This window comes from Rhodococcus sp. NPDC056960, from assembly GCF_042674125.1.
In the GTDB taxonomy this organism is placed as follows: domain Bacteria; phylum Actinomycetota; class Actinomycetes; order Mycobacteriales; family Mycobacteriaceae; genus Rhodococcus_F.
In genome coordinates this window covers 1-23,488 of record NZ_JBHURF010000013.1, presented here as the reverse complement: position 1 = coordinate 23,488, position 23,488 = coordinate 1, and the positions used below count along the sequence as shown (strand labels likewise).

The following is a 23,488-nucleotide window of genomic DNA, read 5'->3' as shown; positions in this document are numbered from 1 at the left end:
ACGTACCGATGCCATCAGCGCGGCCCCCCGAAACTTCCGGGAAGCTGCCCGGAGAGATTGGCCGGGACGATGTTGTGCAGCAGCACCCCGAAGAACGGTCCGCTGCCCACCGCCTCACCGACCTGCCTCGCGAACCGTTCGAGGCCGGTCAGCGAGGCGTTGATGTTGTCGTAATTGCTGTTCAATGTGGCCACCAGGGTCTTCATCTGATCGAGAGTGGGTCCGAGTGTTGCCGCGTTGTCGCGGGACAGCCCGGTGAGCGCGTCGGCCACCTGACGGGACTGCACGAGGACGTGATGGATGGTGTCCGCCCGGTTGTTCAGGGCGGCGAACAGCGACTGGCCTTGGCCGAACAGCGCCGAGACCTGGCCGTCCCGATCCGCGAGGATCTTGGACACGTCGGCCGCACCCGCGAGCAACCGACGCAGTTCCTCGTCCCGGCTCGATACCGTCTCGGACAGGCGGGACAGGCCGTCGAGAGAGGACTGCAGGTCTGGCGGAAGCTCGTCTTCGACCGAGGAGACCTGCTCGAGTGCGCCGGACAGGTTGACGGTGTCGGTCTCGGACACCTTGTCGGTGACTTCCTCGAGCGCCCGGGTGATGTCGTATCCCGAGCTGGTCTGTGCCAGGGGGATGGTCGCGTTGTCGGCGAGTTCGCCGTGACGCCCCGGTGTGATCTCCACGTACCGCCGACCGAGAGCAGTTTCGACCTTGATCGCTGCCGTCGTGTCGTCACCGAGCCCGACCGCGCCACTGTCCACGTCGAACTCGACGTCGACCTTTCCGTCGCTGATCGAAAGCTTTTTCACCTCACCGACTTTCACCCCGGCGATTTGCGTGGTGTCACCGACGGCGAGGCCACTGGCATCAGCGAACTCGGCATGGTAGGTGGTGGCCCCGCTGATTCCGGGAATGGACTTGAAATTGAGCGCAAGGAACAGGACCCCGATCAACACCGCTGTTCCGATGAGGCCCATGCGGAACGCATCCCGCTCGAGGAAGGACTTCTGAGCCATCACTGGCACCTTTCTGCGGGAGCCTTGAACATCGGTGTGACGCCACCGGGACCCGGCCCGGACGCGTACTTGATCGCGAGACCGCAGACGAAGAAGTTCACGAAACTGCCGTAGCCCGCGACGCGGCTGATGAGGCGGTAGTTCTCGGGCAATGTGGACAGCACCATGTTCAGGGTGTCGGTATTGGCGTCGAGGTTGCCCGCGAGATCACCCAATGCGACGACGTCCTGCGCGATCGCAGGCCGGTTCTGGTCGAGCACACTTGCGAGACTGTCGGTGACATGGTCGATGTTCACCAGGGAGTTGGTGATCAGATCACGGTCACCGTCGAGGCCCGCGACCAGCTGCTGCAGCTGATCGATGAGCGTCGAGAACTGGTCACCGCGATCGTTGACGGTCCCGACGACCGTATTGAAGTTGCTGACCACCTGACCGATCGCCTGATCCCGGTCCGCCAGTGTGTTGCTCAGGGTTCCGATTTGAGCCACGAGACGCCCGATGCTTGCTTCCTGGCCGTTGAGTACCTCGATCAGGGAGGCGGACAGTTGATTGGTTTGATCCGGGTCGAGTCCCTGCAGGAGCGGCCGGAACCCGTTGACCACCTGGTCGAGGTCGAGTGCCGGGGTGGTCTGCTGGAGTGGAATCGGGCCGTCGAGCGGACCGATGGCACCCGGTCCGTTCGACAACTCCACGTAACGGTCACCGATCAGGTTCTTGTACTTGATCCGCGCCATGGTCCCCTCCGTCAGAGGGCGCTCGGTGGACAGGGAGAACGACACCACCGCGGTACCGTCCGCGGCCAACTCCACCCCTTGTACCTTGCCCATCGGCACACCGCCGACCTTGACGTCCTCGCCGTTGCCCAGTCCGGACGCGTTCGCGAAGACGGCCTGATAGGTGTTCGTGCTACCGAAGCGCATGTTGCCCACCACCGTCGCCACACCGAACCCCGTCAGCGAGGTGACCAGGACGAAGATCAGCAACTTGATTCCGGGTGCCTTCGTCATCAGCGTCCACCTCCGAACATGAACTGCGCGAACGGGTTGCCGATCAGATCCTCGATGCCGCGCGCGGGTTGGTAGGCGTGGCTGCCGTCGTCGAAATCGGTGTGTCCCGGTGCCTGCGCGGGGTCGTAACACCGCGGTGCGCCGTCGGCACCGTTCTTCGGCGCGTTCTTCGGGTACGTGTACGGCGGATCGCCCATCAACAGGGTGCCGAGGATGTTCAACCCGGCCTGATCAGAACCACCGACGGTGCGCTCGAGATATTTGTTGGTCTGGTCCATGCTCGCCAGGAAGCACGGATACATCGGCGCATTCTGCGCGAGTAGTGCGGTCGTCGGCTCCAGCACATCCAACGACTTCTCCAACGGTTCACCGGAGGCCTCGAAGAAACTCCGTCCGCTGTTGCCGAAGCTGCTGAAACTGAGCAGGAACGCGCTGAACTGATCCTTCTTCTCGGTCACCGTGTCTCCGGTGGTGATGACATGGTCCACGGTTCGAAGGAGGTCCGGAGCGGCGTCGGCGAGGACGTCGGAGACCTCCGCACCCTTGACCAGATCGCGCTGCAACGTGGGAAGGCTGCCGTTGAACTCGGACAGGTAAGTGTCGAGCTCGACCATCATGTCGCCGAGTTGGTCGCCGCGGCCCTGCAGCGACGTGGACAACGCACTCAGCGTCGCGTTGACCTTCTGCGGTTCCACGGTGCGCAGCACCGTCACCAGCGAGTCGAGGAGGTCGTTCACCTCGGTGGCCACGCCGGTGCCCCGAACCACCGAGCCCGCCGACACAGTGGTCGCCGAGGGATGTTCCGGCTGCACGAGCGTGACGAACTTGCGGCCGAACAACGTGGTCGGATCGATCACGGCCGTGATGTTCTCCGGTATCGCCGACGTCCGGCTCTCGTCGATGTCCATGGTGATCTGGGCCTGGTCGTCCACCAGCTGCACCTTCGAGACCCGGCCGACGACGACGTCTCTCATCTTGATATCGGATCCGGGTTCGAGCATGAGACCCGACCGCGCCGAATACAACGTCACCGGGACGGTCGAGGCGAACGATCCGCGATAGATGCCGACGGATACCGCGGTCGCGATCGCGAACAGCGTCACCAGACACACACCCAGGAGCACGTACACCAGGCGGCTTCGCTCTTCGATATGGCCACCCATGTCAGCCCGCCACTTTCACGGCGCCGGCGGAGCCACCGTAGACGGCGATTCCGACGAGCAGGTCGATGACCATGATCGCGATCAAGGAGGTGCGCACGGCCCGACCGACGGCGACGCCGACTCCCGCCGGCCCGCCCTTCGCGTTGTAACCGTGGTAGCAGTGCACACACATCACCACCACCGACATCGCGAGGACCTTCACCATCGACCACGCGACGTCGCTGGGCACGAGGAATACGTTGAAGTAGTGCTGGTACGTTCCGCTCGCCTCGCCGAGGTATTCGGTAACAAGCTGGGTGGCGACGTATCCGACGAACAACGCCACCGCATACAGCGGAATCACCGCGATGATTCCGGCCATCACCCGGGTCGTCACCAGGTAGGGGAGCGACGGAATCGACATGGTCTCCATGGCATCGATCTCTTCGCTCACGCGCATCGCGCCGAGTTGCGCGGTGAAACCCGCACCGACCGTCGCCGTCAGCGCAATACCCGCGATGACCGGAATGGCCTCCCGGGTATTGAAGAACGCCGAGATGAATCCGGACAGCGCGCCGATCCCGATGCGCCCCATCGAGGTAGCACCCTGCTGGCCCACTTCGTATCCGACCGCGGTGGTGAGCAGAGAGATGACGACGAGAGTTCCCCCGATGACCGCGAGGGCGCCGGTGCCCATGCTGACCTCGGCGAGTAGCCGAAGCGTTTCCTTCCGGTACCGCCGGAAAGTGCGCGGAATCGCGGTGACAGCATGGCTGTAGAAGTGGAGCTGTCGCCCCATCTCCTCCATGTGGCCGATCGGTGCATCGACCACGCTGAGCGCGACCGTGGCAACCCTGGGTCTCGCGCCGGTGGCCCGAGTAGCTTTCGACACAGAATTCTCCCGTTGACAGCCGTCTTCGCGGCCAGAGGTGGAGCGCTGTCAGTGCAGCGCGAGAGTCGTGATAACCGAGTTGGCGAGGAAAAGCAGCAGAAAGCTGAACACGACGGTCTGGTTCACTGCGTCTCCCACGCCCTTGGGTCCGCCCTTCGCGTTGAGTCCCAAATGGCACGCGACGAGTCCTGCAAGCAGACCGAACACCGCCGCTTTCACCTCGCTGACGAGGAAGTCGGGCAGTTTGGTCAGGATCGAGATCGCCGTGACGTACTGGCCCGGCGACGCACCCTGCATGTACACCGTCGCGATATAGCCGCCCACCAGGCCGACCGCCGAAACGAGGCCGTTCAGGAACATCCCGATCAAAGTCGACGCCAGCACCCTCGGCACAACGAGGCGTTGAATCGGATCGATCCCCAGCACTTTCATCGCGTCGATCTCTTCACGAATCGTCCGTGAACCCAGGTCGGCGCAGATCGCGGTCGAGCCGGCGCCTGCCACGACGAGAACCGTGACAACCGGGCCGATTTCCCGGATGATCGCGACGCCGGCGCCGGCGCCACTGAGGTCGACGGCGCCGATCTCGGCCAGCAGGATGTTGATCTGGTAGACGAACATCATGCAGAAGGGAATCGCCATCAGCAGCGCCGGCATGATCGATACACCGGCGATGAACCACGCCTGCTGAATGAACTCGCGAGCGTGGAAGGGGCGCTTGAACATGCATCGGAAGGTCTCCATCGACGTCGCGTAGAACGCGCCGACGGCCGTCGGCGCGACCTGGACGGCCTTCCGGACAGCGCTCGCCTTCGGCGGGCGTGCTTTCAGATCTACTGACATCGAACAGCCTTTCTCACTGTATCCGGAGCATCCGACGGGCAAGCAGGGTTGGCCATCACTCGTGAACGAGGACGACCTTCACCGCCTCACCTCGATGCTGCACGGCCACAGCCTCGTTGATCTGTGAGAACGGCATCGTCGTGATCAACTTGTCGAACGGGAACTTGCCCTGACGGTGGAGATCTAGAAGGTAAGGAATGAACGTGTCGGGGTCGGCATCTCCCTCGACGATCCCGCGAATCGTGTGACCGAAGAGCTGCGTCGACATCATGCCGAGGGGGATCGTGGCAGTCGGGTCGGCGGGGACTCCGATGAGGCCGAGGGAGCCCCGGACACCCAGTGACTGCAGGATCTGGTCCAGCACGGGAAGTAGGGCTGTCGTATCGATGGCGTAGTCGACGCCGTCGGGCACGATTGCCCGGATCTGTTCGGAGAGGGCACCCGTCGCGGGATCGATGACGTGAGTCGCGCCTACGGAGAGCGCGAGATCGCGCCGCGACTGATGAGGTTCGACGACGATGATCGCGCCGACCTCGCGGACCACTGCGGCGAGCACGGCGGCAAGGCCGACCGAACCTGCCCCGACGACGACCAGTGACGAACCCGGAGCGACGTCGAGTGAGTTCAACACCGCGCCCGCGCCGGTCTGGATTCCGCAGCCGAGCGGACCGACGAGTTCGAGCGGGGCGTCGTCCGCAACCTTCACGACGTTGCGCTCGTGAGCGATGGCATGTGTCGCAAGGGAGGACTGGCCGAAGAAGTTGCCGCCGAGCGGCGTATCACCAACGGTGAGCGCCGAACTGCCGTCCGGACGTACGCCCCCGAAGTTGAACGCCATGAAATTGTGACAGTAGGCAGGCTCGCCCTTGCCGCAGTGGGCACACTCGCCACAACTGTTGAAGCTGATGGCAACCCTGTCGCCCTCTGCCACCTTTGTGACACCGGACCCGACCCTCACGACGGTGCCGCTGCCTTCGTGGCCGACGACGCCCGGGAGGGGGAATGGGAGGTGGCCCTCCTTGACGGCCACGTCGGTATGGCAGAGACCGACGCCGGCGATCTCGACGAGGACTTCGTGTTCGGTCGGTTCGCTCAGAGACACGGTCTCGATCGCGAAGTCACCCGAGACGTCGTGGACTACGGCGGCGCTGATCTGCACGGTTGCTCCTAGCTTCGAATGTATTGCCGGATGTGCCCGTTGTCGGGCATCACTTGCGCACAGGTGATGTTATGTAGGTCACAAGGCCGAAAAGTAGGGGAAAAGGGCAAGTTCGCTCGAATCTCCCCCTTCGCTCCCCCGGTGGGGGGAGATGGCGATCGGCGGCCCTGTCGCTGCGGGTCGGTCCGTAGCTCTGATGAAGTACCCGAACCACCCTCTGGTGCGACGCGGCGAGGAAAGCGCGCGGGAGAGACTCGAGTCACATCTCATGAGTTTCGTTGGCCTGGCTCATACTTCAGGAGGAAACAATGTCTGTTGACCCTTCGGCGATCATCGTCGGGGTAGCCGCGGCAATCGGGGGCTTCGTGCATGGCGCCGATTTGCCAGAGCCCGCGCAAGGCATTGCGACGCAACAGGTTCAATCGATCGTGGAGGCCGCGCCGGAGTTGGACACGCAGATCGACGAGTCCATCGCGAACCTGCCCCGAGAAGCTCAGGATTCGGTTCGTCGAGCAGTCGATGCCGCGGCCGTTGCAGTGCAGGATGCAGTAGCACCCTATCTGCCGCCCGTGCCCGAACCCGCGTTCCCGCAGGACCCGTTGCCGCCTCGGGATCCCCGCGCTGAGGCCGACTCGAGTTCGCAGTCCGCCGGGCCGGTCGCGACGGAGCCGTATTCCCCGTCGTGGTGGCCGTCACGGACGATGGATGATGCACTTGCGCAGGGGGAGAGTGACGGCGCGCTGTCGCAATGGGTGCCGTCGGTGCTCGATTCTTCCGCAGCAACTTCGTCGGCTATCGGTTCGATCGCCGTCTTCGTTCCGTGGTTCCAGAAGGCGGGCGCCATCTGCGACGGCGTGAAGGCACCCGTTCTCGCTGCGCTGTACTCGGCGGAGAACGGGTTTCGCTACGGCGCAGCCGCTCCGGTGTCACCGTCCGGCGCTCGCGGTCCGGGGCAGTTCATGCCCGCCACCTGGGCGAGATATGGCAAGGACGCCGACGGGGACGGGAAGGCCGACATCCTCGACGTCGCAGACTCGGTCATGGCGTCCGGTCACCTGCTCTGCGACATGTACGACCAGATCGAACAGTGGAAATCGCAGGGAGAGGTGGTCGGCGACACGCTCGACCTCACGATCGCGGGGTACAACGCAGGTGTGGGCGCAGTCCGAAACAGTCGCGGTATGCCCTCAGGTGCGGCAGATTACGAGAATCAGACGAAGCCCTACGTCGCGAAGATCCGCGCATCCGAGTCGCGATATGCCTCCCTACTCGGAATTTTCGGAGGCGGGGCCGACGGCATCGGCGGCAAGATCGTCGAAGCCGCTGTCCGGTACCTCGGTCTCCCATACGTATGGGGCGGCGGGGACGTCGACGGTCCCTCGGCGGGAGGTTTCGACTGTTCCGTGCTGACGTCCTATGCCGTCCACGCGGCCACAGCGGGGTTGTCCCTTCCACGCACTTCCGAGATGCAATGGAATGTCGGTGTGGAGGTACCGCTCGCTGACGCGAGGCCGGGAGATCTGTTGTTCGGGAACTGGGGCCCGTCGGGACCCGGGCATGTCGCGATCTACGTGGGAAACGGGCAGATGGTCCACGCCCCGACAACCGGCGACGTGGTCCGCGTCGCGCCGGTATTCGAGGGAATGAAGGCCCGCCGGCTGTGTGAACGGCACCTCGGCATCGTGACGGAACGCTAAGTGCGCCAGGACCGAGGTCCTGGCGCACTTAGCGTGTCGGGCAACTACAGCTGTTACGTGCTCGTCGACGCACTCGATTCGCGGCCGTTCGACGCCGACACCGGCTGTCCGGGAGCGTGACTCGACAGGAACCGCTCGCGAGCAATGAGATAGAACGGAAAGGCCATCGAGACGCCGATGTAGGACAACAGAACGAAGACCACGCCCCATTTGCGGCCCATTCCGATCCGCACGGTGTCGGTGAGAACCCACACGATGAAGACCGCCCACGCGATCAGCATGTCGATGCTCAGGAATGCTGCCGTGCCGCCCGGTTCGATGCCGTCTCCGAAGAACGCGACCGGGTTCATGATGTTGCCGCCGTCGCCGATCCAGTCGAACGCGAACGGCCACGTCAGGAGTAGTGCCGCGATCCCGGCGACGAGGTAGCACGCATGCCGCACGTTCATCGCCGTGCTGCCGTGTAGTGGCGTCGTCACCATGTCACCTGCTGTCTGCGACTCGGACGTGGATCTCGGCGTCGCTGTCACCGACGACGAGTTGGCAGGACAGGCGGGAATCGCCGTCCGCCGCATCCAGATATGCGATCAGATCCAACTCCTCGTCGCTCGGTTCGGCGAAGAAGTGGGTGTACTCCTTCGGGAGATGAACGTGGCACGTGGCACAGGCGCAGCTGCCGGCGCATTCGGCGACGATGCCGGGGAGATTGTTGCGGAGCGATGCGTTCATGAGCGTCTCGCCGGGTTCGACGTCGACCCGCTCGGTCGTCCCGTCGGGAAGATGGTACGTAACTTTGCTCATGATTCTCACGCGAACGTCAGGTGGACAGGGAGACGCCGGAGTCCGCCGACGAAGTTCGTCTGGATCATCTTGGGATCGCCGGTCACCTCCACACGCCGGAGTGCGGGCAGCAGCTCCTCGAGCATGACCTTCATCTCGAGCTTGGCGAGATGCTGTCCGATGCACATGTGCGGACCGTAGCCGAAGGCGATCTGCTTGTTGGGGCGTCGGTCGACGTCGAAGGTGTCCGGATTGTCGAATACCTCGGCATCGCGGTTGCCGGATTGGAACAGGAGCATCAGGCGGTCACCGGCCTTGATGGTGCGTCCCCGAAGTTCGTAATCGCTGAGAGCGACACGGGTGAACTGCTTCACCGGCGACACGATCCGCAGTGCCTCGTTCACGAGGTGCGGAACCAGGGTGAGGTCGCCCTGGACGCGCTCGAGGATGTCGGGACGCGCAGCCAGCTGTTGCAGGCATCCCGCGAGGGTGCTGGCCGTGGTGTCGTGGCCGGCGGTGGCGATGGCCACGAACCATCCGTAGGCGAAGGTCTTGGGGAAGTATTCCCCGCTCGCGTCCTTCGCGACGGCGATGAGAGTAGCCAGGTCATCGCGCGGTTCGGCGCGTCTGCTCTCGACGAGAACATCGAAATAGGCGTAGAAGTCCGCGATCGCTGCCGCCCACTGCTGTGCCGCGGCGTCGGGGGACAGGGTTTCGATGTCGTCGCGCTTCGCATCCGGGTCGGCGACCCCGAAGAGGTCCTGCGTCAGCGCCATCATGCGTGGTTCGTCTTCCACAGGAACACCGAAGAGTGACATGATGACGTGCAGCGGAAAGAACACGGCGAACTCGTGCACGGCATCCAGGTCTTGCTTTCCGGACACGAGGCGCGTGACGGATTCACGCGCGGTCTCGCGAATGCGGTCTTCCCACTTCTTGAGGTTCGCCGGGCGGAACCAGTCGAACGCAACATCTTTGATCGTGGTGTGTTCCGGCGGGTCGAGGTAGGGCAGCGCGTCGAGAATGCGGAGACTGCCTCCGGTGAGTGTCTTCGTGAACTCGTCACCGGCCTGATTGCTGAGAATCGGGTTGTGCGAGCCCTTGTTCTCGCCACCGCCGGCGCTGAAAATCTCTGGCTGTCGCTCGATTTCCATCAGGTCGGCGTGCTTGCTGACCAGCCAGAGAGGGTCGTACCCCTCGACCCGCGCCTGCCCGAGGGGCTGGTTCTCGCGAAGCCACCGGTAGGCCTCGTGCAGTTTCGCGTCGTCGCTGTGTCCCTCGGGGAGAACGATCTGCCTGCCTATGTCGTCGGGAATTGTTGTGGTGTCGGCGGATTCGACCGTCGTCATGATCAACCTTCTCTCTGGTGTGGGCTGAAGAGAGTCGGACGCTCGAGTGTCACCCTCGACGTCCTGATGCTCTGTGACTCGAGTCTCACGCATGCCGGAGGCTGGTGCGTCACCCGGATGAGGTGTTTTGATCCCGCTTCGGAGGGGTTGAGCGGTGCTGAATGCGCGTGAGTCGACACGCGCCTATTTTGGTCAGACAATATCTATACTTCGACCGTATTTGGTGGCAGAATGCTCACTGACGGAAGCGACAGGGTGCGATCGACTTCCTCGCAGCACGTTTCGCCTGTGTGCCTGCTGTCGACGACTGCCTGCGTGAAGTCGGCGCGGACCGGACACTCACCGCCACCGACGCCGACGGGATCGCAGCGGTTGCGGCAGATGTCACCATCGAATGCTCCGGCAACCATCGCGGTCTGACGTCGGCGATCCACGGGACGGCACGCGGCGGCCGCGTCGTCATGGTCGGGTTGCTCTCCTCCGGGGATCAGCCGGTACCCGTGTCGATTGCAATCACCCGGGAACTGGACCTGGTCGGCTCGTTCCGGTTCAACGACGAGGTCGTGGCCGCGCTGGCCGACCGCTCGCTGGTGGTCGATCCGATCGTCACGGCCGAGTACGGCGTCGCGGATGCGCTCACCGCCTTCGCGCTGGCCAAGGATGCGTCCTCGTCGAGCAAGGTCCTCCTTCGGTTCTGACCCGCGCACGTGTGCCACTGGTGCACGAGTAGTTGCGCCGCCCGCATCACCTCGAGGGGCGATGCGGACGGCGCGTCGACCGTTGGTGACCGATCTACCCCCCGGTCGCTGCTTTGAGGTGCGCGGCGGAGACGGCCTTGAGGTGGGTGAGGTCGGAGGCGACGGTGGCGAAGGTGTAGCCCTCGGCGAGTCGGCGTGCCGCGACGGATCCGTCGGGGGTGTGGATGCCCGCCGCGATGCCGGCTGCGGCGGCGGCTTCCCGGACCCGGACGAGGGCGGCCTCGAATTCGTTGTCGACGCTCGGATCGTTCGGGTGGGCGCCGCCGACGGCGAGGCGCAGGTCGGACGGTCCGACGTAGACGCCGTCGAGTCCGGGGACGGCGCAGATCTCCTCGACGTTCGCGAGGCCCTGCGGGGTCTCGATCATCACGACGAGCACCGTGTCGCGGTTGGCGTCCGCCGGTGTCGGGCCGATCCGCAGTTGGGAGCGCATCGGACCGTACGAGCGGATTCCGGCCGGCGGGTAGGTGGCCGACGCGACGGCGCGGGCGGCCTCCTCGGCCGTGTTCACCAGTGGAACGATCACTCCCGCCGCACCGGCGTCGAGCGCTCGGCCGATCGGTGTCGGATCGTTCGACTCGACGCGGACCATTCCCACGGAGGAGCCGGACGCGTCGATCGCGGTGAGTCCCGCGACCATCCCGGAGTACCCGATCAGGCCGTGCTGGAGGTCGAGGGCGATGTAGTCCCAGCCGACGTGGGCGAGCCATTCGGTCGAGACCGGGCTGTCGATGACGGACCAGTAGCCGACGATCCGTTCCCGGCCGCGGAGTCGGGCCGCGAATTCCTGGGCGCTCATGAGGGGGTGTTTCTCCTAGCGGTTGTAGTTGGGCATGGGTCCGCGCAGGGCGCTGCCCACTTCGTCGCACGCGTCGATCAGTTCGTCGTCGAGTCTGCCCTTCGCGACGGCGGCGATGTTCGACTGCAGGTGCGCGACCTTCGATCCGCCGAGGAGGACGGGGCCGGCGGCGGGCTTGGACACCAGCCAGCGGAGGGCGAGTTCGGTGAGGGGGATGCCGGCCTTGTCCGCGATCACGGACAGCTGGGTGATGGCGTCGAAGATCGCGGTGTTCCAGTACCGCTCCTTGTACATCTGCGCGAGCCGCGAATCACCGAAACGGCCGTCGGCGGGATTCGTGTCGAACGAGTGCCGTCCGGTGAGCAGACCGCCACCGAGGGGGTTGTAGACCATCGTGATCAGGCCGGTGACCGCCGCGAACTCGACGTACTCCTCCTCGATCCGCCGGGCCAGGAGGTTGTAGAGCTGCTGCGCCACGATCGGGCGGGGTGCGCCGACGGTGTCGGCGGTGTGATTCACCTCCGCGATCTGCCAGGCCGCGAAGTTGGAGACGCCGAGGGCGCGAATCTTGCCCTCCGACACCAGATCCGCGACGGTGGACAGGGTGTCGGCGAGTGGTGTGGCCCGGTCGGGCTGATGCAGATAGAACAGGTCGACGTAATCGGTGTCCAGCCTCTTCAGGCTCGCCTCGACGCTCGACCGGAGGCCTGCGGGCGAGAGCGGGGAGTTGTCGCCCGCGTCCGGGTGGGGCATCCCCGCCTTGGTGGCGAGGGTGACGCGGTCGCGCCGGCCGGCCAGCAGCCGGGCGAGGATCCGTTCGGATTCCCCGCCGGCGTACCCGTTGGCGGTGTCGATGTGGGTGATTCCCGCATCGAGCGCGGCGTCGACCATGGCTGCGGCGCCGTCGAAGTCGACGGTGTCGCCGAAGGTCATCGTGCCGAGCACGAGTGAGGTCAGGTCGAGTTCGGGCATCAAGCTACTCCTCGGGATGCGGTGCGGGGACCCTCGGTCGCGCCGGACAGGCGCGAGACGAGGTGGCGGGGTTTGATCCCGACCATGGTGGTGGGGTCGAGCGCGGCGGCGCGCAGGGCCTGGGTGTACGGCTCGGCGGGGTGTTCGAGAACGTCTGTGGTGGAACCGCTTTCGACCACCTGTCCGCGCGACATGACGATCACGGTGTCGCTGATCTCGCGGACCACGCCGAGATTGTGGGAGATGAAGACGTAGGTCAGGCCGGTGTCCTGCTGGATCTCGCGGAGGAGGTCGAGGACCTGCGCCTGCACCGACACGTCGAGCGCGCTGGTGGCCTCGTCGCACACGAGCAGTTCCGGGTCGCTGGCCAGGGCCCGGGCGATGCCGATGCGTTGCCGCTGACCGCCGGAGAACTCGGCGGGCCTGCGGTGGAGCGCGGACGCGGGCAGACCGACCCGGTCGATCAGCGCCGCCGCCCGGCGGGCCCGCTCGGATTTGCTCCGGACGCCCTGCAGGCGTAGCGGTTCGCCCACGATGTCGACGGCCGTCAGATGCGGATCGAGCGACCCGTACGGATCCTGGAAGACCATCTGCACGCGAGAACGGAAGGGACGCAGCGCCTTCTCGGAGAGCTGCGCGATGTCGGTCCCGTCCACCAGGATGCGGCCGGACGTGGGGGTGAGCAGCCGGACGATCGACTTCGCGATGGTCGACTTGCCGCACCCGGATTCCCCGACCACGGCCAGCGTCGCCCCCTTGTCCACCGAGAAGCTGACGGTGTCGACCGCACGGAACACCCCGTCGGGGACCGGGTATTCGACGACGAGATCTTCGACGGACAGCAGAGGTGCACTCATGTCGACGCTCCTACGGTCGTGGTGTAGTCGCCGAGCCGGGGGACGGCGTCGAGCAGTTTCTTGGTGTAGGCGCTGCCGGGATGGCGAACGAGGTCTTCGGCGTCGCCGTTCTCGACGAAGCGGCCGTCCTTCATGACGTAGATGCGGTCCGACATCAGCCGGGCGACACCGAGGTCGTGGGTGATGACGAGCATGCCGACGCCGGTGCGCTCCTGCAGTTCGAGGAGCAGATCGAGGATGCTCGCCTGCACGGTGACGTCGAGGGCGCTGGTGGGTTCGTCGGCGACGATCAGTTCCGGGCTCGACGCGAGCGAGCAGGCGATCAGCACGCGCTGCAGCATCCCACCGGACAGTTGGTGCGGGTACTTCCCGAGTTGTCCCGCCGGGTCCTGGATCCGCACCTGCTCGAGAAGTTCCACGGCTCGCGCGGTTTCCTTCGACCGGCCGGTGATGCCGCTGTGGCGGACGGCCTCCCGCAGCTGGGATCCGATGGTGTGCACCGGGCTCAACGCGGTCATCGGGTCCTGGGGGATCAGGGCGATGTGCCGGCCCCGGACCTTGGCGAGCGCCTTCGGTTTCCCGAGGAGGTCGCAGTCCTTGAACCGCACCGCGCCCGAGAGGACGGCGAGGTCATCGGGGAGCAGACCGAGGATGCCCATCGCGGTGGTCGATTTGCCCGACCCGGATTCGCCGATGATCGTCACGGTTTCACCGGCGTCGATGGCGAAGGAGACGCCGTCGACGGCGCGGATGACACCGCGCGCGGTGATGAGTTCGATCTGCAGTTCGTCGACCCTGAGGAGGTTGTCCATGTCAGGCACGTCCCTTCCGCGTCCGGAGTTTGTGCAGCACACCCGGTTGCAGTCGCACCGACTTCGGCCGGTCGCGGAGTCCGTCGCCGAGCAGGTTCACCCCGATCACGAGGAGCACGATGACGAGACCGGGCAGGGTGACGAGCCACCAGGAGGTGGTGATGTAGTCCTGGCCGTCGGAGATGATCCGGCCCCAGGTGGCGAACGGGCGTTGCGGCCCGGCCCCGAGGTAGCTCAGCGCGCTCTCGAGGAGCACGGCCTGCGCGAGGAGCAGCAGCACGACGAGCGAGGCCTGCTTGATGACGTTGGGGACGACGTGGCGCAACAGGATGGCGGTGCGTCCGAGCCCGAGCACCCGGGACGCCGCCACATACGGTTTCTCGCGTTCGACGAGGACGAGTGAGCGGGTCAGCCGGGCGATCTCCGGCCACTGGGCGATCGCGATGACGAACGTGATGACGGGGATCGACGGGCCGAACAGGGCCACGACGAGCAGCAGCATCATGAGCAGCGGCAGCGACAGCTGCGCCTCGAGGAGCCGGCTCACGACGGTGTCGGTCCAGCCGCCGAGGTACCCGGCGAGGGCACCGAAGCACAGTCCGATCAGCCCGGACACGACGACCGCGAGGATGCCGATCGTCAGCGACACCTGACCGCCGTAGAGGACGCGGGAGAGCAGGTCGCGGCCGAGTTGATCGGTGCCGAACAGGTGCCCGTCCGTCAGCGGCGGAAGGCGGCGCTGGGAGAGGTCGGTGGCGTCCGGCGACGGAAGCGGAAGCAGTTGCGCCAGTGCGACGGGCGCGATGACGGCGAGGGCGCAGATGCTGCCCACCCAGATCTTCACGCGACTGTCGCGGGCCCGGCGGGTGGCGCCGGCCCGGGCGATGTCCCGGGCGGTGACGGCGCTCGGCCGCGCCTGTGCCGGGGGATCGATGACGGTGGTCATTTGTTCGTTCCCTTTCCGAGGCGGACGCGCGGGTCGAGAAGCGGGTAACAGAGATCGACGACGAGCTGCACGAGGACGGCGAGCACCGCGGTCACCAGAACGGTGGCCTGGATGAGGGGGTAGTCCCGGGTCTCGAGTGCCCGCACCACCAGCGAGCCGACGCCCGGCCACGCGAAGACGACCTCGACCACGACGACACCGTTGAGCATGGACGCGAACCGCGTGCCCAGCGCGGTCAGCACCGGGATCGCCGAGTTCCGCAGGGCGTACCGCCAGATCAGTTCGCGTTCCGAGACGCCTCGGGCGCGGGCGACGGTCATGTACGGGGAGGAGAACGCGCCGACCATTTCGCGGCGCACCATGCGGGAGATGAGGGCGATCTGCAGCACCGCCACGGTCACCGTCGGCAGCACCAGGCTCGACCAGGTGGTGAAGCCGGCGGCGGGAAACACCGGGATCAGGACGGCGAACAGGGTGATGAGCATGAGGCCGGTCCAGAAGTCGGGCATGGACTGACCGGCGATGGTGACGACGTTGGCACCGAGCTCGCGTCTCGTGTCGGCGCGGCGGGCCATCCACACACCGAGCGGAATGGACACCAGGGTGGTGAGCACGATCGCCGAGACGGCGAGGGTGATCGTGTAGGGGAGTCGGGCGAGGACGACGTCGAAGGCGGGCGCCTGGAACGAGTACGACGTCCCGAGATCGAGGTGGAGCAGGCCGCGCAGATACAGCAGGTACTGGGTGAACACGGATTGGTCGAGGCCCATGTCCGCTCGGATGCGGGCGAGATCGTCGGTGGTGGCCAGCGGCCCGGCCATCGAGTAGGCGGGGTCGCCGGGCGCCATCCGGATGAGGACGAACACGGTGGTCAGGGTCAGGAAGACGGCCAGCGCGCTCTGTCCGAGTCGTTTTGCGACGTAGCGGGGCATGGCCGCCGTCAGCACTCTCGGGACATGGGAGGTCCGGCGGGGCGCCGAGGAGGCCGACCCCGGGGGCTGGGATGCAAATGCCGTGTCGGCGGCGTGCTGCGTCATTCGGTCACCGGCCGTTCGGTGTCTGCGTGAGGGGTCATCGTCGACCTTTCGATAACGCCGGCGATGGGAGGTGTCGACACCGCGGCGTGTCGGGTACAGCAGCTTCGTTTGTAACTCAGCTCACAATCGCACTAATGCGCGTTGTGCGCAAGTCTCGACCTCATCTTGCGCATCTCAAGCAACTCTGAGTAGAGTTCTGATGTGCCGGCGATCACATCGCGTGGTGGGCAACCATCTCGCGCCGTACCGGATCGCCGCGCCCCACACCCTGAGTCCCGAGAGGTCGACGATGACCAATTCTCTTTTCGAACAGCGTTTTTCGAGGAGAACGCTGCTCCGGTCGGGTCTGCTCCTCGGTGCCGGCCTCACGCTCGGATCCGCCGCTGGATGCGCGACCCCGACCGGAACGCCCGGACCGAGGACCGTGAGCCTGGCCCTGAACCGATCGCTCGTGAGCCTCGACAACAAGCTGAACCAGTTCGACGCCGCTCTCACCGTGCAACGCGGCGTGCGGCAGGCCCTCACCGAGATCGATCGGAACCTGCGGCCCCAGCTGGTCCTGGCCGACCGGTTCGAGCTCGTCTCGCCCACCCAGTGGTTCGTGCACCTGCGTCCCGGAATCCGCTATTCGGACGGCAGCCCGGTGCAGGTCCGGGACGTCGCGACCGCCCTGCAGATGTACAGCCAGGTCGACGGATCCTTCGTCGGCGGCTTCTTCCCCGAATGGCCCACGGTCGACCAGATCGACGACACCAGCTTCACGCTGAACACCGAACGCCCCGTCCCGGTGCTCGACTACCTCATGTCGAACATCCTCGTCACCCCGGCGGCCGCGAACGTCCCCGAAGAGCTGCAGTCCGGTGTGGGGACCGGACCGTACGTCGTGACGGAAAGCGACCGCGGCACCGGAAACTACACCCTGGTGCGCAACGAGAACTACTGGGGAACGCCGGCGCAGATCGAATCGGTGCGCGTCCGCTTCGTGCCCGACGAGTCGAACCGCGTGGTGACGTTGCGCAGCGGCGAGGTCGACGTCATCGACTCCATCACCCCGGATGCCGCCGATCAGCTCGCCGGACTGTCGGGTGTCTCGATCGACCGGATCGACGGAGTGCGGCTGAATCAGCTGTTCTTCAATTTCCGGAAACCGCAGGGACACCCGCTGGCCGATGCGCGGGTGCGCCGGGCCCTGACCTACGCCATCGACGGGCACGCCCTCGCCGCCCAGGTTCTCCAGGGCTCCGCCACCCCCTCGCGCGGCGTCATCCCCCTCACCCTCGACGGCGCCGTCGAGACCGGCGAGTACACCTACGACCCGGCCCGGGCCCGCGGCGAACTCGACGCACTCGGGGTCCGCGACCTCCAGCTGAAAATCATTTGGGAGACGGGCGAATTCGCTGCCGACACCGACATCATGGAATCGGTGCTGCAGATGCTGTCTGCGGTCGGCGTGCGCACCAGTCTGCAGCAGTTCGAACCCGGCGGCGACATCTCGCAGTGGCGTCAGGGCAAGGCGGGCGACTGGGACGTGCTGGGCAACGGCTTCCCGAGCCCGACGGGTCTGGCCCTCACCATCATGCAGGGCATGTATGCGGGCACCGCGGAGAAGGAAACGACGCGGGACACCTACCACGGGTACATCTTTCCCGAGATCACCCGGATCATCACCCAGGCCTCCGAGGAGGCCGACGCCGCCCGGCGGGCCGCACTCCTCGCCGACGCGCAACGGCAGATCTGGGACACGTGCCCGTGCCTGTGGTCGTTCGTCCCGAAAGCCGTTCTCGCGCGGCGCTCGCGGATCGACGGCGTCGCGCTGCGCCCCACCAACTCCTACGACCTGAGCGTCGCGGCGCTGCACGCCTGACCGACGACTCGCCCCGCCCATTCGACGCACTGGAGACGCAGATGACCACACCGAGTCCCGCAACCGACACCCGATCCGCCGACGGCGTCGTTCGTCCCGCCGCGGAGAGTGGCCGCCGCGACGCCCTGCTTCCCGCACCGCAGGTGCAGAATCACGCCGCCAATCTCACGGTCCTGCCGGACGGATCCCTCGCCTGTGTGTGGTTCGCGGGTACCCAGGAGGGTGTGCCGGACATCAGCGTGTGGTTCTCCCGGCTCGCGCAGGGCGCGGGCACCTGGTCGGAACCCGTGCAGCTGTCCCATGATCCGACGAGGTCGGAGCAGAATCCCGTTCTCCACGTGGCGAAGTCGGGGGCGGTCTGGTTGCTGTGGACCTCGCAGCACGCCGGCAACCAGGACACGGCGCGGGTCATGCGGCGCATCTCCGCCGACGGCGGCCGGACGTGGGGTGAGGCGCACGTGCTGCTGCCGGAGACCGAGGCCGGGGGCGTGTTCGTCCGCCAACCGGTGACCGCGCTCCCCACCGGACGGCTCCTACTTCCCGTGTTCCACTGCGTCCGCATCGAGGGCCGCAAATGGGTGGGCGATCGCGACTACAGCAGCGTGATGATCTCCGACGACGACGGCGACTCCTGGCGCGAGGTGGTCGTGCCGGGCAGCGTCGGCTGTGTGCACATGAACATCGGCCGCCTCGCCGACGGCACGCTCGTCGCCCTGTACCGCAGCCGCTGGGCGGACTCGATCTACCGCAGCACCTCCACCGACGACGGTGACACGTGGACCGAGCCGGTGGCCACCGAACTTCCCAACAACAACTCGTCCGTCCAGTTCGTCGTCCTGCCCGGCGACCGGCTCGCCCTGGTGTTCAACGAGTCCAGCGCCGCCGACGCCACCGCCCGGCGCACCTCCCTCTACGACGAGATCGACGACGACGGACTCGCCGACGCCGCGCCCGCGGCGGACGCGGAACCGGAACCCCTCGACGACGGCGACAGCCGCAGCGCGTTCTGGGGCGCGCCCCGCGCGCCGATGACGCTGGCGATCTCCGAGGACGGCGGCCGGACGTGGCCGCTTCGCAGGGACCTCGAGACCGGGGACGGGTACTGCCTGTCCAACAACTCCCGCGACGGCCTGAACCGCGAGTACTCGTACCCCAGCATCACCAGCGGGAACGACGGCCGCCTGCACGTGGCGTTCACCCGGTTCCGTCAGGCGATCGAATACGTCGAACTCGAAGCGGGCTGGATTGCCGACGGGGGCCGGTCGTGACGGGGGATTCGAAGCGGGCGGTCGTGACCGGAGTCAGCTCCGGCATCGGCGCCGCCGCCGCGCAGCGGCTTCTGGACGACGGATGGTCGGTCACCGGGTTCAGCCGGCGCGACCCCGGCATCGAACACGACCGATTCGACTGGGTGCCCGTCGACCTCAGCGATCTCGACGCGGTGGCCGAGCAGGCGACGGCGGTCGGTGCGGTGGACGCCGTCGTGCACGCCGCCGGCCTGCAGTCGTCCGCGCCCCTGGGCAAACTGCGGGTGGAGGACGGCCTGGACATGTGGCGCATCCACGTCGCCGCCGCCGAGGTCCTCGTCAACACGCTCGCGCCGTCGATCCGCGACGGCGGCCGGGTGGTCCTGGTCGGGAGCCGCACGATGTCGGGAGCGGCGGGCAAGAGCCAATACGCCGCCACCAAGTCGGCCCTCGTGGGGATGTCCCGGTCCTGGGCCGCCGAGTTGGTGGACCGGGCGATCACGGTCAACGTGGTCGCGCCGGGCCCGACGGACACTCCGATGCTGAACGATCCGGCACGCACGTCGACCCCGCCGAAGGTTCCGCCGCTCGGCCGCTTCATCGCACCGGACGAGGTGGCGGGACTGATCGGCTTCCTCCTCGGTCCGCACGGCGGGAGCATCACGGGTCAGGCGATCGTGCAGTGCGCGGGGGCGTCCCTGTGAACGCGCTGCGCGCAACGCGCAATTTTGCTAGTATTACGTGCACGAAACGCGCATACAATCGGGCAGAGGCGGCACGATGAGACCGAAATCGATCGGATCCGATCCGACCGTCGCGGTCCTCGCCGACGACCTGTCCGGCGCGGCCGAAGTGGCGAGCGCCTTCCTCGGCCGGAGCGCGGCCGTCTCGCTGCTTCTCGGCGCCGCCGAGGCGCACGAACCGGGCGGGGTCGTGGTCGCGGATCTCGACACGCGGTCGATGAGCGGGGCGGAGGCGGCCCGGGCGACGCGGCACGCACTCGCCGGCCTTCCCGTGGGCACGCTCGTGGTGAAGAAGATCGACTCACTTCTGCGCGGCAACATCGGCGCCGAGGTGGGTGTCCTCGCCGACACCGGTCCGGTGGTTGTCGCCGCCGGCCTGCCTGCGGTCGACCGGACCGTGCGCGGCGGCATCGTGCACCTCGGTTCGACACCGCTCCACGCCGCCGGCGCCTGGTCGGCGGAATCCGCGCCGCCCCCGGAGTCGATCGCGGCTCTCTTCCCGGGCCGACCCGTCCGGAACGTGCCCCGCGGTGGCGATGTCGCCGAGACGCTGGCCCGCGCGGCGTCCGACGGCGCCCTCGCGATCTGCGACGTCGAGACGGATGCCGACCTCGACTCGATCGTCCTGGCCTGCCGCGCGCTCCCCGGGGTGCGACTGATCGGGACGTCCGCCCTCGCCGCCGCCGTGGCGCGCACACTGCCCCGCCGCGACGTTCCCGCCCCGGCGACCGCCCACCCCGAATCCGTGCTCACCGTCGTCGGGACGGCGGAACCCGTTGCCGTGCAACAGGTCGCCGTACTCGTCGCCGACGGAGCCCGGCACGTTCCCCTCGACGCCCGGACGCTTGTGCTCGGCGCCGTCGACACCGCGCCCCTGCGCCGCGCCCTCGACAGCGGTCAGGCCGTGGTGACGGTGACCGGTGACGTGGACCCGTCGAACTCCCGGAGTCTGTCGGCCGCCCTGGGCAGGCTCGTCGCCGCCGTGCAACACGGCCGCCGATCCGATCTCGTGCTCACCGGCGGAGAGACGGCGCGGGCCGTCGTCGACGCGCTGGGAATCACGTCCCTTCGCCCGGTCCACGAAGTCCACCACGGCGCCGTCGCCTCCGTCGCGTCCGACGGACGGCGAGTCGTCACCAGACCCGGCAGCTTCGGCGACGCCACCAGCCTCTCCGCGATCGCGGCCTACCTGCGCGGCGGTCAGCCGCCCACCCCCACTCCCACACAGCGAGGACCCCACATGAGCGCGTCAACCGATACCGCCAACCTTCCCGCCGTCGCCGTCACCATGGGCGACGGTGCCGGAATCGGCCCCGAGGTGATCGTCCCCGCACTGCTGGACGAGGCCACCCGATCATGGTGCAACCCCGTCGTCATCGGTGACGCCAAGCGGTTGCGTCTCGCGGCGAACGTCCTCGGCATCGACGCCGACATCGTGACCGTCGAGTCGATCGCCGACGCACAGTCGGTGCCCGGCCGCGTCAACGTCATCGATCTCGACCTCCTGCCCGACGACCTGCCGTGGGGCGAACTGTCGCCGGTCGCCGGTCACGCCGCGTACGAGTACATCCGCGTCGCCAGCGAACTGGCCGTGCGCGGGGAGGTTCAGGCGATCTGCACCGCCCCGCTCAACAAGGAGGCGCTGCACGCCGCAGGCCACATCTTCCCGGGGCACACCGAACTCCTCGCGCATCTCACCGGCACCGAGGAGGTGTCGATGATGCTGTCGACGCCGAAACTCAAGGTGATCCACGTGACCACCCACATCGGTCTGCTCGACGCCGTCGCCAAGATCGAACCCGGCCTGGTCGAAAGGACCATCCGGCGGGGACACGAGGCGCTGGTGCGCTCCGGGATCGCGGAACCGAAGATCGGGGTGTGCGGCATCAACCCGCACGCCGGCGAGCACGGACTGTTCGGCTACGGCGAGGAAGAGCAGAAGATCATTCCCGCGGTCGAGCTGCTGAAGGCGGACGGCATCGACGTCCACGGACCGTTGCCCGCGGACACGGCGTTCTTCCTCGCGGGACGCGGCGACTACGACCTCATCGTCGCGATGTATCACGACCAGGGGCACGGGCCGGTGAAGGTCCTCGGCATCGAGGCGGGCGTCAACATCACGGTGGGACTGCCCGTCATCCGGACCTCCGTCGACCACGGCACCGCGTTCGACATCGCGGGCAAGGGTATTGCGGAGGCCGGTAGTATGGTCGAAGCTCTTCGTCAGGCTGCCGAATTGGCAACCAGCACAGCGGTTGTGAAGTAGGGGGACGAAACATGGCGGTTCGTGAGTCGGAAGCACGCCGGTCCGAGATCGTGCGACTGGCCCGGTCGATCGGGCTGGCCAGCGTCGAGGACCTGTCGGCGCAGTTCGGTGTCACGGCCTCCACCATCCGGCGGGACCTGAGCCAGCTCACGTCTCAGGGGCTGATCGCCCGGACGTACGGCGGTGCGATCGCGCTCGATCCTCAGCAGGAGTCGTCACTCCGCCAGCGTGCCCTCGAGGGTTTCGACGCGAAGCGCGCGATCGCCGAATGGGCCGCGAACCAGGTGCGCCCGGGGGAGACGATCCTCCTCGACGCCGGCACCACGGTGGGCGCGATGGGGGAGTTCCTGCGCGAGATCGAGAACATCACCGTCATCGCGGCCGGACTCACGGCCCTCGAGTCGCTCGCCGACGCCGACTCCGTGCGCGTCGAGTGCATCGGCGGCACCCTCCGCCACCTCAGCCAGGGGTTCGTCGGCCCGCTCGCCGAGGCCGCGCTCCAGCGCGTCACCTTCGACCGCGCGTTCCTCGGAGCGGACGCCGTCACCGCGGATCTGGGCATCTGCGAGGCCGAACTCGAACAGACCCGCCTCAAGGAGATCATGATCGAACGCGCCGACGAGGTGTACGTGCTCGCGCACGCGGCCAAACTCGGGCGCCGCCCGTTCCATGCGTGGGCGCCGATCCCACCGGGAACGACGATCGTCACCGACGACTCGGCCGATCACGAACAGACGGCACCCTTCGACTCCGCCGGAATGCGGGTCGTGCGGGTCTGAGGGCTCAAACCCGCACCACCGCAGGGTGATCCGCGCCCCGTGCGTGGTTGGCGAGTCCAGAGACTCGTTAACCACGCACGGGCGGCGGAGCCGCCTGCTACTTGAGCGCTTGCTCGATGTCGCCCACGAGGTCGGCGGCGTCCTCGATGCCGACGGACAGGCGCACCAGGTCGTCCGGGACCTCGAGCAGCGAACCGGCGGTGGAGGCGTGGGTCATCGCGCCCGGGTGCTCGATCAGCGACTCGACGCCGCCGAGGGACTCGGCGAGGGTGAAGATCTCGGTGCGCGAGCAGAAGTCCAGCGCGGCCTGCTTGCCACCGGCGAGACGGACCGAGATCATGCCGCCGAAGCGACGCATCTGCTTCTCGGCGACCTTGTGGCCGGGGTGCGACTCGAGCCCGGGGTAGATCACCTGCGACACCGCGGAATGCCCGCTGAGCAGTTCGACGACCTTCTCCGCGTTGTCGCTGTGCCGCTCCATGCGCAGGGACAGCGTCTTGATGCCGCGGAGGGTGAGGAAGGC

At 66.9% G+C, this 23,488-nt stretch carries 22 protein-coding genes and 1 pseudogene; 7 read left to right on the top strand and 16 right to left on the bottom strand.

The window, feature by feature from the left end:
* Positions 1 to 14: 14 nt before the first annotated feature.
* The 6 genes from ACFTWF_RS21145 to ACFTWF_RS21120 form a co-directional block, all read right to left on the bottom strand.
* A complete protein-coding gene (locus ACFTWF_RS21145; RefSeq protein WP_378463139.1) occupies positions 15 to 1,016 on the bottom strand; it encodes an MCE family protein in 1,002 nt (333 codons plus the stop codon).
* Entirely contained in the window at positions 1,016 to 2,023 is a 1,008-nt protein-coding gene (locus ACFTWF_RS21140; RefSeq protein WP_378463138.1) for an MCE family protein, read from the bottom strand. Before ACFTWF_RS21140 ends, ACFTWF_RS21145 begins: the two co-directional genes overlap by 1 nt.
* A complete protein-coding gene (locus tag ACFTWF_RS21135) occupies positions 2,023 to 3,186 on the bottom strand; it encodes an MCE family protein (RefSeq protein ID WP_378463137.1) in 1,164 nt (387 codons plus the stop codon). The genes ACFTWF_RS21140 and ACFTWF_RS21135 overlap by 1 nt, the downstream gene beginning before the upstream one ends.
* Position 3,187: 1 nt before the next feature.
* Positions 3,188 to 3,973, bottom strand: coding sequence for an ABC transporter permease (locus ACFTWF_RS21130; RefSeq protein WP_252190200.1), 786 nt, complete (start codon positions 3,971 to 3,973; stop codon positions 3,188 to 3,190).
* 132 nt (positions 3,974 to 4,105) lie between these two features.
* Entirely contained in the window at positions 4,106 to 4,900 is a 795-nt protein-coding gene (locus tag ACFTWF_RS21125) for an MlaE family ABC transporter permease (protein ID WP_378463136.1), read from the bottom strand.
* 55 nt (positions 4,901 to 4,955) lie between these two features.
* Entirely contained in the window at positions 4,956 to 6,059 is a 1,104-nt protein-coding gene (locus tag ACFTWF_RS21120) for an NAD(P)-dependent alcohol dehydrogenase (RefSeq protein WP_378463135.1), read from the bottom strand.
* A gap of 308 nt (positions 6,060 to 6,367) precedes the next feature.
* Here ACFTWF_RS21120 and ACFTWF_RS21115 point away from each other — a divergent pair, with 308 nt between their 5' ends.
* Complete coding sequence (locus ACFTWF_RS21115) at positions 6,368 to 7,756, top strand: NlpC/P60 family protein (RefSeq protein WP_378463134.1); 1,389 nt, start codon at positions 6,368 to 6,370, stop codon at positions 7,754 to 7,756.
* A gap of 53 nt (positions 7,757 to 7,809) precedes the next feature.
* On the opposite strand, the gene ACFTWF_RS21110 is transcribed toward ACFTWF_RS21115, so the two are convergent.
* The 3 genes from ACFTWF_RS21110 to ACFTWF_RS21100 are packed head-to-tail and all read right to left on the bottom strand — an operon-like array spanning position 7,810 to position 9,885.
* Positions 7,810 to 8,238 (bottom strand): DUF2834 domain-containing protein, encoded by a 429-nt coding sequence (locus tag ACFTWF_RS21110; RefSeq protein WP_378463133.1) that lies wholly within the window; start codon positions 8,236 to 8,238, stop codon positions 7,810 to 7,812.
* Between the two features lies 1 nt (position 8,239).
* Entirely contained in the window at positions 8,240 to 8,557 is a 318-nt protein-coding gene (locus ACFTWF_RS21105; RefSeq protein WP_378463132.1) for a 2Fe-2S iron-sulfur cluster-binding protein, read from the bottom strand.
* Between the two features lie 5 nt (positions 8,558 to 8,562).
* Entirely contained in the window at positions 8,563 to 9,885 is a 1,323-nt protein-coding gene (locus ACFTWF_RS21100; protein WP_378463131.1) for a cytochrome P450, read from the bottom strand.
* Positions 9,886 to 10,199: 314 nt separating this feature from the next.
* On the opposite strand from ACFTWF_RS21100, the pseudogene ACFTWF_RS21095 reads away from it, so the two are divergent.
* Positions 10,200 to 10,583, top strand: a pseudogene (locus tag ACFTWF_RS21095) (zinc-binding dehydrogenase); the annotation flags it as partial.
* A 94-nt stretch (positions 10,584 to 10,677) separates the two neighbouring features.
* Here ACFTWF_RS21095 and ACFTWF_RS21090 read toward each other — a convergent pair.
* Genes ACFTWF_RS21090 through ACFTWF_RS21065 form a run of 6 tightly spaced genes read right to left on the bottom strand, consistent with a single transcriptional unit; the run spans position 10,678 to position 16,066 of the window.
* On the bottom strand, positions 10,678 to 11,442 hold the full coding sequence (locus ACFTWF_RS21090; protein ID WP_378463130.1) for an HpcH/HpaI aldolase/citrate lyase family protein: 765 nt from the start codon (positions 11,440 to 11,442) through the stop codon (positions 10,678 to 10,680).
* Positions 11,443 to 11,457: 15 nt separating this feature from the next.
* Complete coding sequence (locus ACFTWF_RS21085; RefSeq protein ID WP_378463129.1) at positions 11,458 to 12,414, bottom strand: aldo/keto reductase; 957 nt, start codon at positions 12,412 to 12,414, stop codon at positions 11,458 to 11,460.
* Positions 12,414 to 13,271, bottom strand: coding sequence for an ATP-binding cassette domain-containing protein (locus ACFTWF_RS21080; protein ID WP_378463128.1), 858 nt, complete (start codon positions 13,269 to 13,271; stop codon positions 12,414 to 12,416). Before ACFTWF_RS21080 ends, ACFTWF_RS21085 begins: the two co-directional genes overlap by 1 nt.
* Positions 13,268 to 14,083 (bottom strand): ABC transporter ATP-binding protein, encoded by an 816-nt coding sequence (locus ACFTWF_RS21075; RefSeq protein WP_378463127.1) that lies wholly within the window; start codon positions 14,081 to 14,083, stop codon positions 13,268 to 13,270. The genes ACFTWF_RS21080 and ACFTWF_RS21075 overlap by 4 nt, the downstream gene beginning before the upstream one ends.
* 1 nt (position 14,084) lies before the next feature.
* On the bottom strand, positions 14,085 to 15,029 hold the full coding sequence (locus ACFTWF_RS21070) for an ABC transporter permease (protein WP_144285097.1): 945 nt from the start codon (positions 15,027 to 15,029) through the stop codon (positions 14,085 to 14,087).
* Complete coding sequence (locus tag ACFTWF_RS21065) at positions 15,026 to 16,066, bottom strand: ABC transporter permease (protein WP_378463126.1); 1,041 nt, start codon at positions 16,064 to 16,066, stop codon at positions 15,026 to 15,028. The genes ACFTWF_RS21070 and ACFTWF_RS21065 overlap by 4 nt, the downstream gene beginning before the upstream one ends.
* A gap of 289 nt (positions 16,067 to 16,355) precedes the next feature.
* Here ACFTWF_RS21065 and ACFTWF_RS21060 point away from each other — a divergent pair, with 289 nt between their 5' ends.
* From ACFTWF_RS21060 to ACFTWF_RS21040, 5 genes are all read left to right on the top strand, one after another.
* Entirely contained in the window at positions 16,356 to 17,930 is a 1,575-nt protein-coding gene (locus ACFTWF_RS21060) for an ABC transporter substrate-binding protein (protein ID WP_378463125.1), read from the top strand.
* A gap of 41 nt (positions 17,931 to 17,971) precedes the next feature.
* Entirely contained in the window at positions 17,972 to 19,198 is a 1,227-nt protein-coding gene (locus ACFTWF_RS21055) for an exo-alpha-sialidase (RefSeq protein WP_378463124.1), read from the top strand.
* Positions 19,195 to 19,881 carry an SDR family NAD(P)-dependent oxidoreductase gene (locus ACFTWF_RS21050; protein ID WP_378463123.1) on the top strand — a complete coding sequence of 229 codons (687 nt, stop codon included), beginning with the start codon at positions 19,195 to 19,197 and terminating at the stop codon, positions 19,879 to 19,881. The genes ACFTWF_RS21055 and ACFTWF_RS21050 overlap by 4 nt, the downstream gene beginning before the upstream one ends.
* Positions 19,882 to 19,957: 76 nt before the next feature.
* A complete protein-coding gene (pdxA, locus tag ACFTWF_RS21045) occupies positions 19,958 to 22,186 on the top strand; it encodes a 4-hydroxythreonine-4-phosphate dehydrogenase PdxA (protein ID WP_378463122.1) in 2,229 nt (742 codons plus the stop codon).
* A gap of 11 nt (positions 22,187 to 22,197) precedes the next feature.
* Complete coding sequence (locus ACFTWF_RS21040) at positions 22,198 to 22,965, top strand: DeoR/GlpR family DNA-binding transcription regulator (protein ID WP_378463121.1); 768 nt, start codon at positions 22,198 to 22,200, stop codon at positions 22,963 to 22,965.
* A gap of 97 nt (positions 22,966 to 23,062) precedes the next feature.
* On the opposite strand, the gene ACFTWF_RS21035 is transcribed toward ACFTWF_RS21040, so the two are convergent.
* Positions 23,063 to 23,488, bottom strand: a 426-nt coding sequence (locus ACFTWF_RS21035) for a PLP-dependent transferase (protein ID WP_378463120.1), incomplete at its 5' end; no start/stop codon positions are given.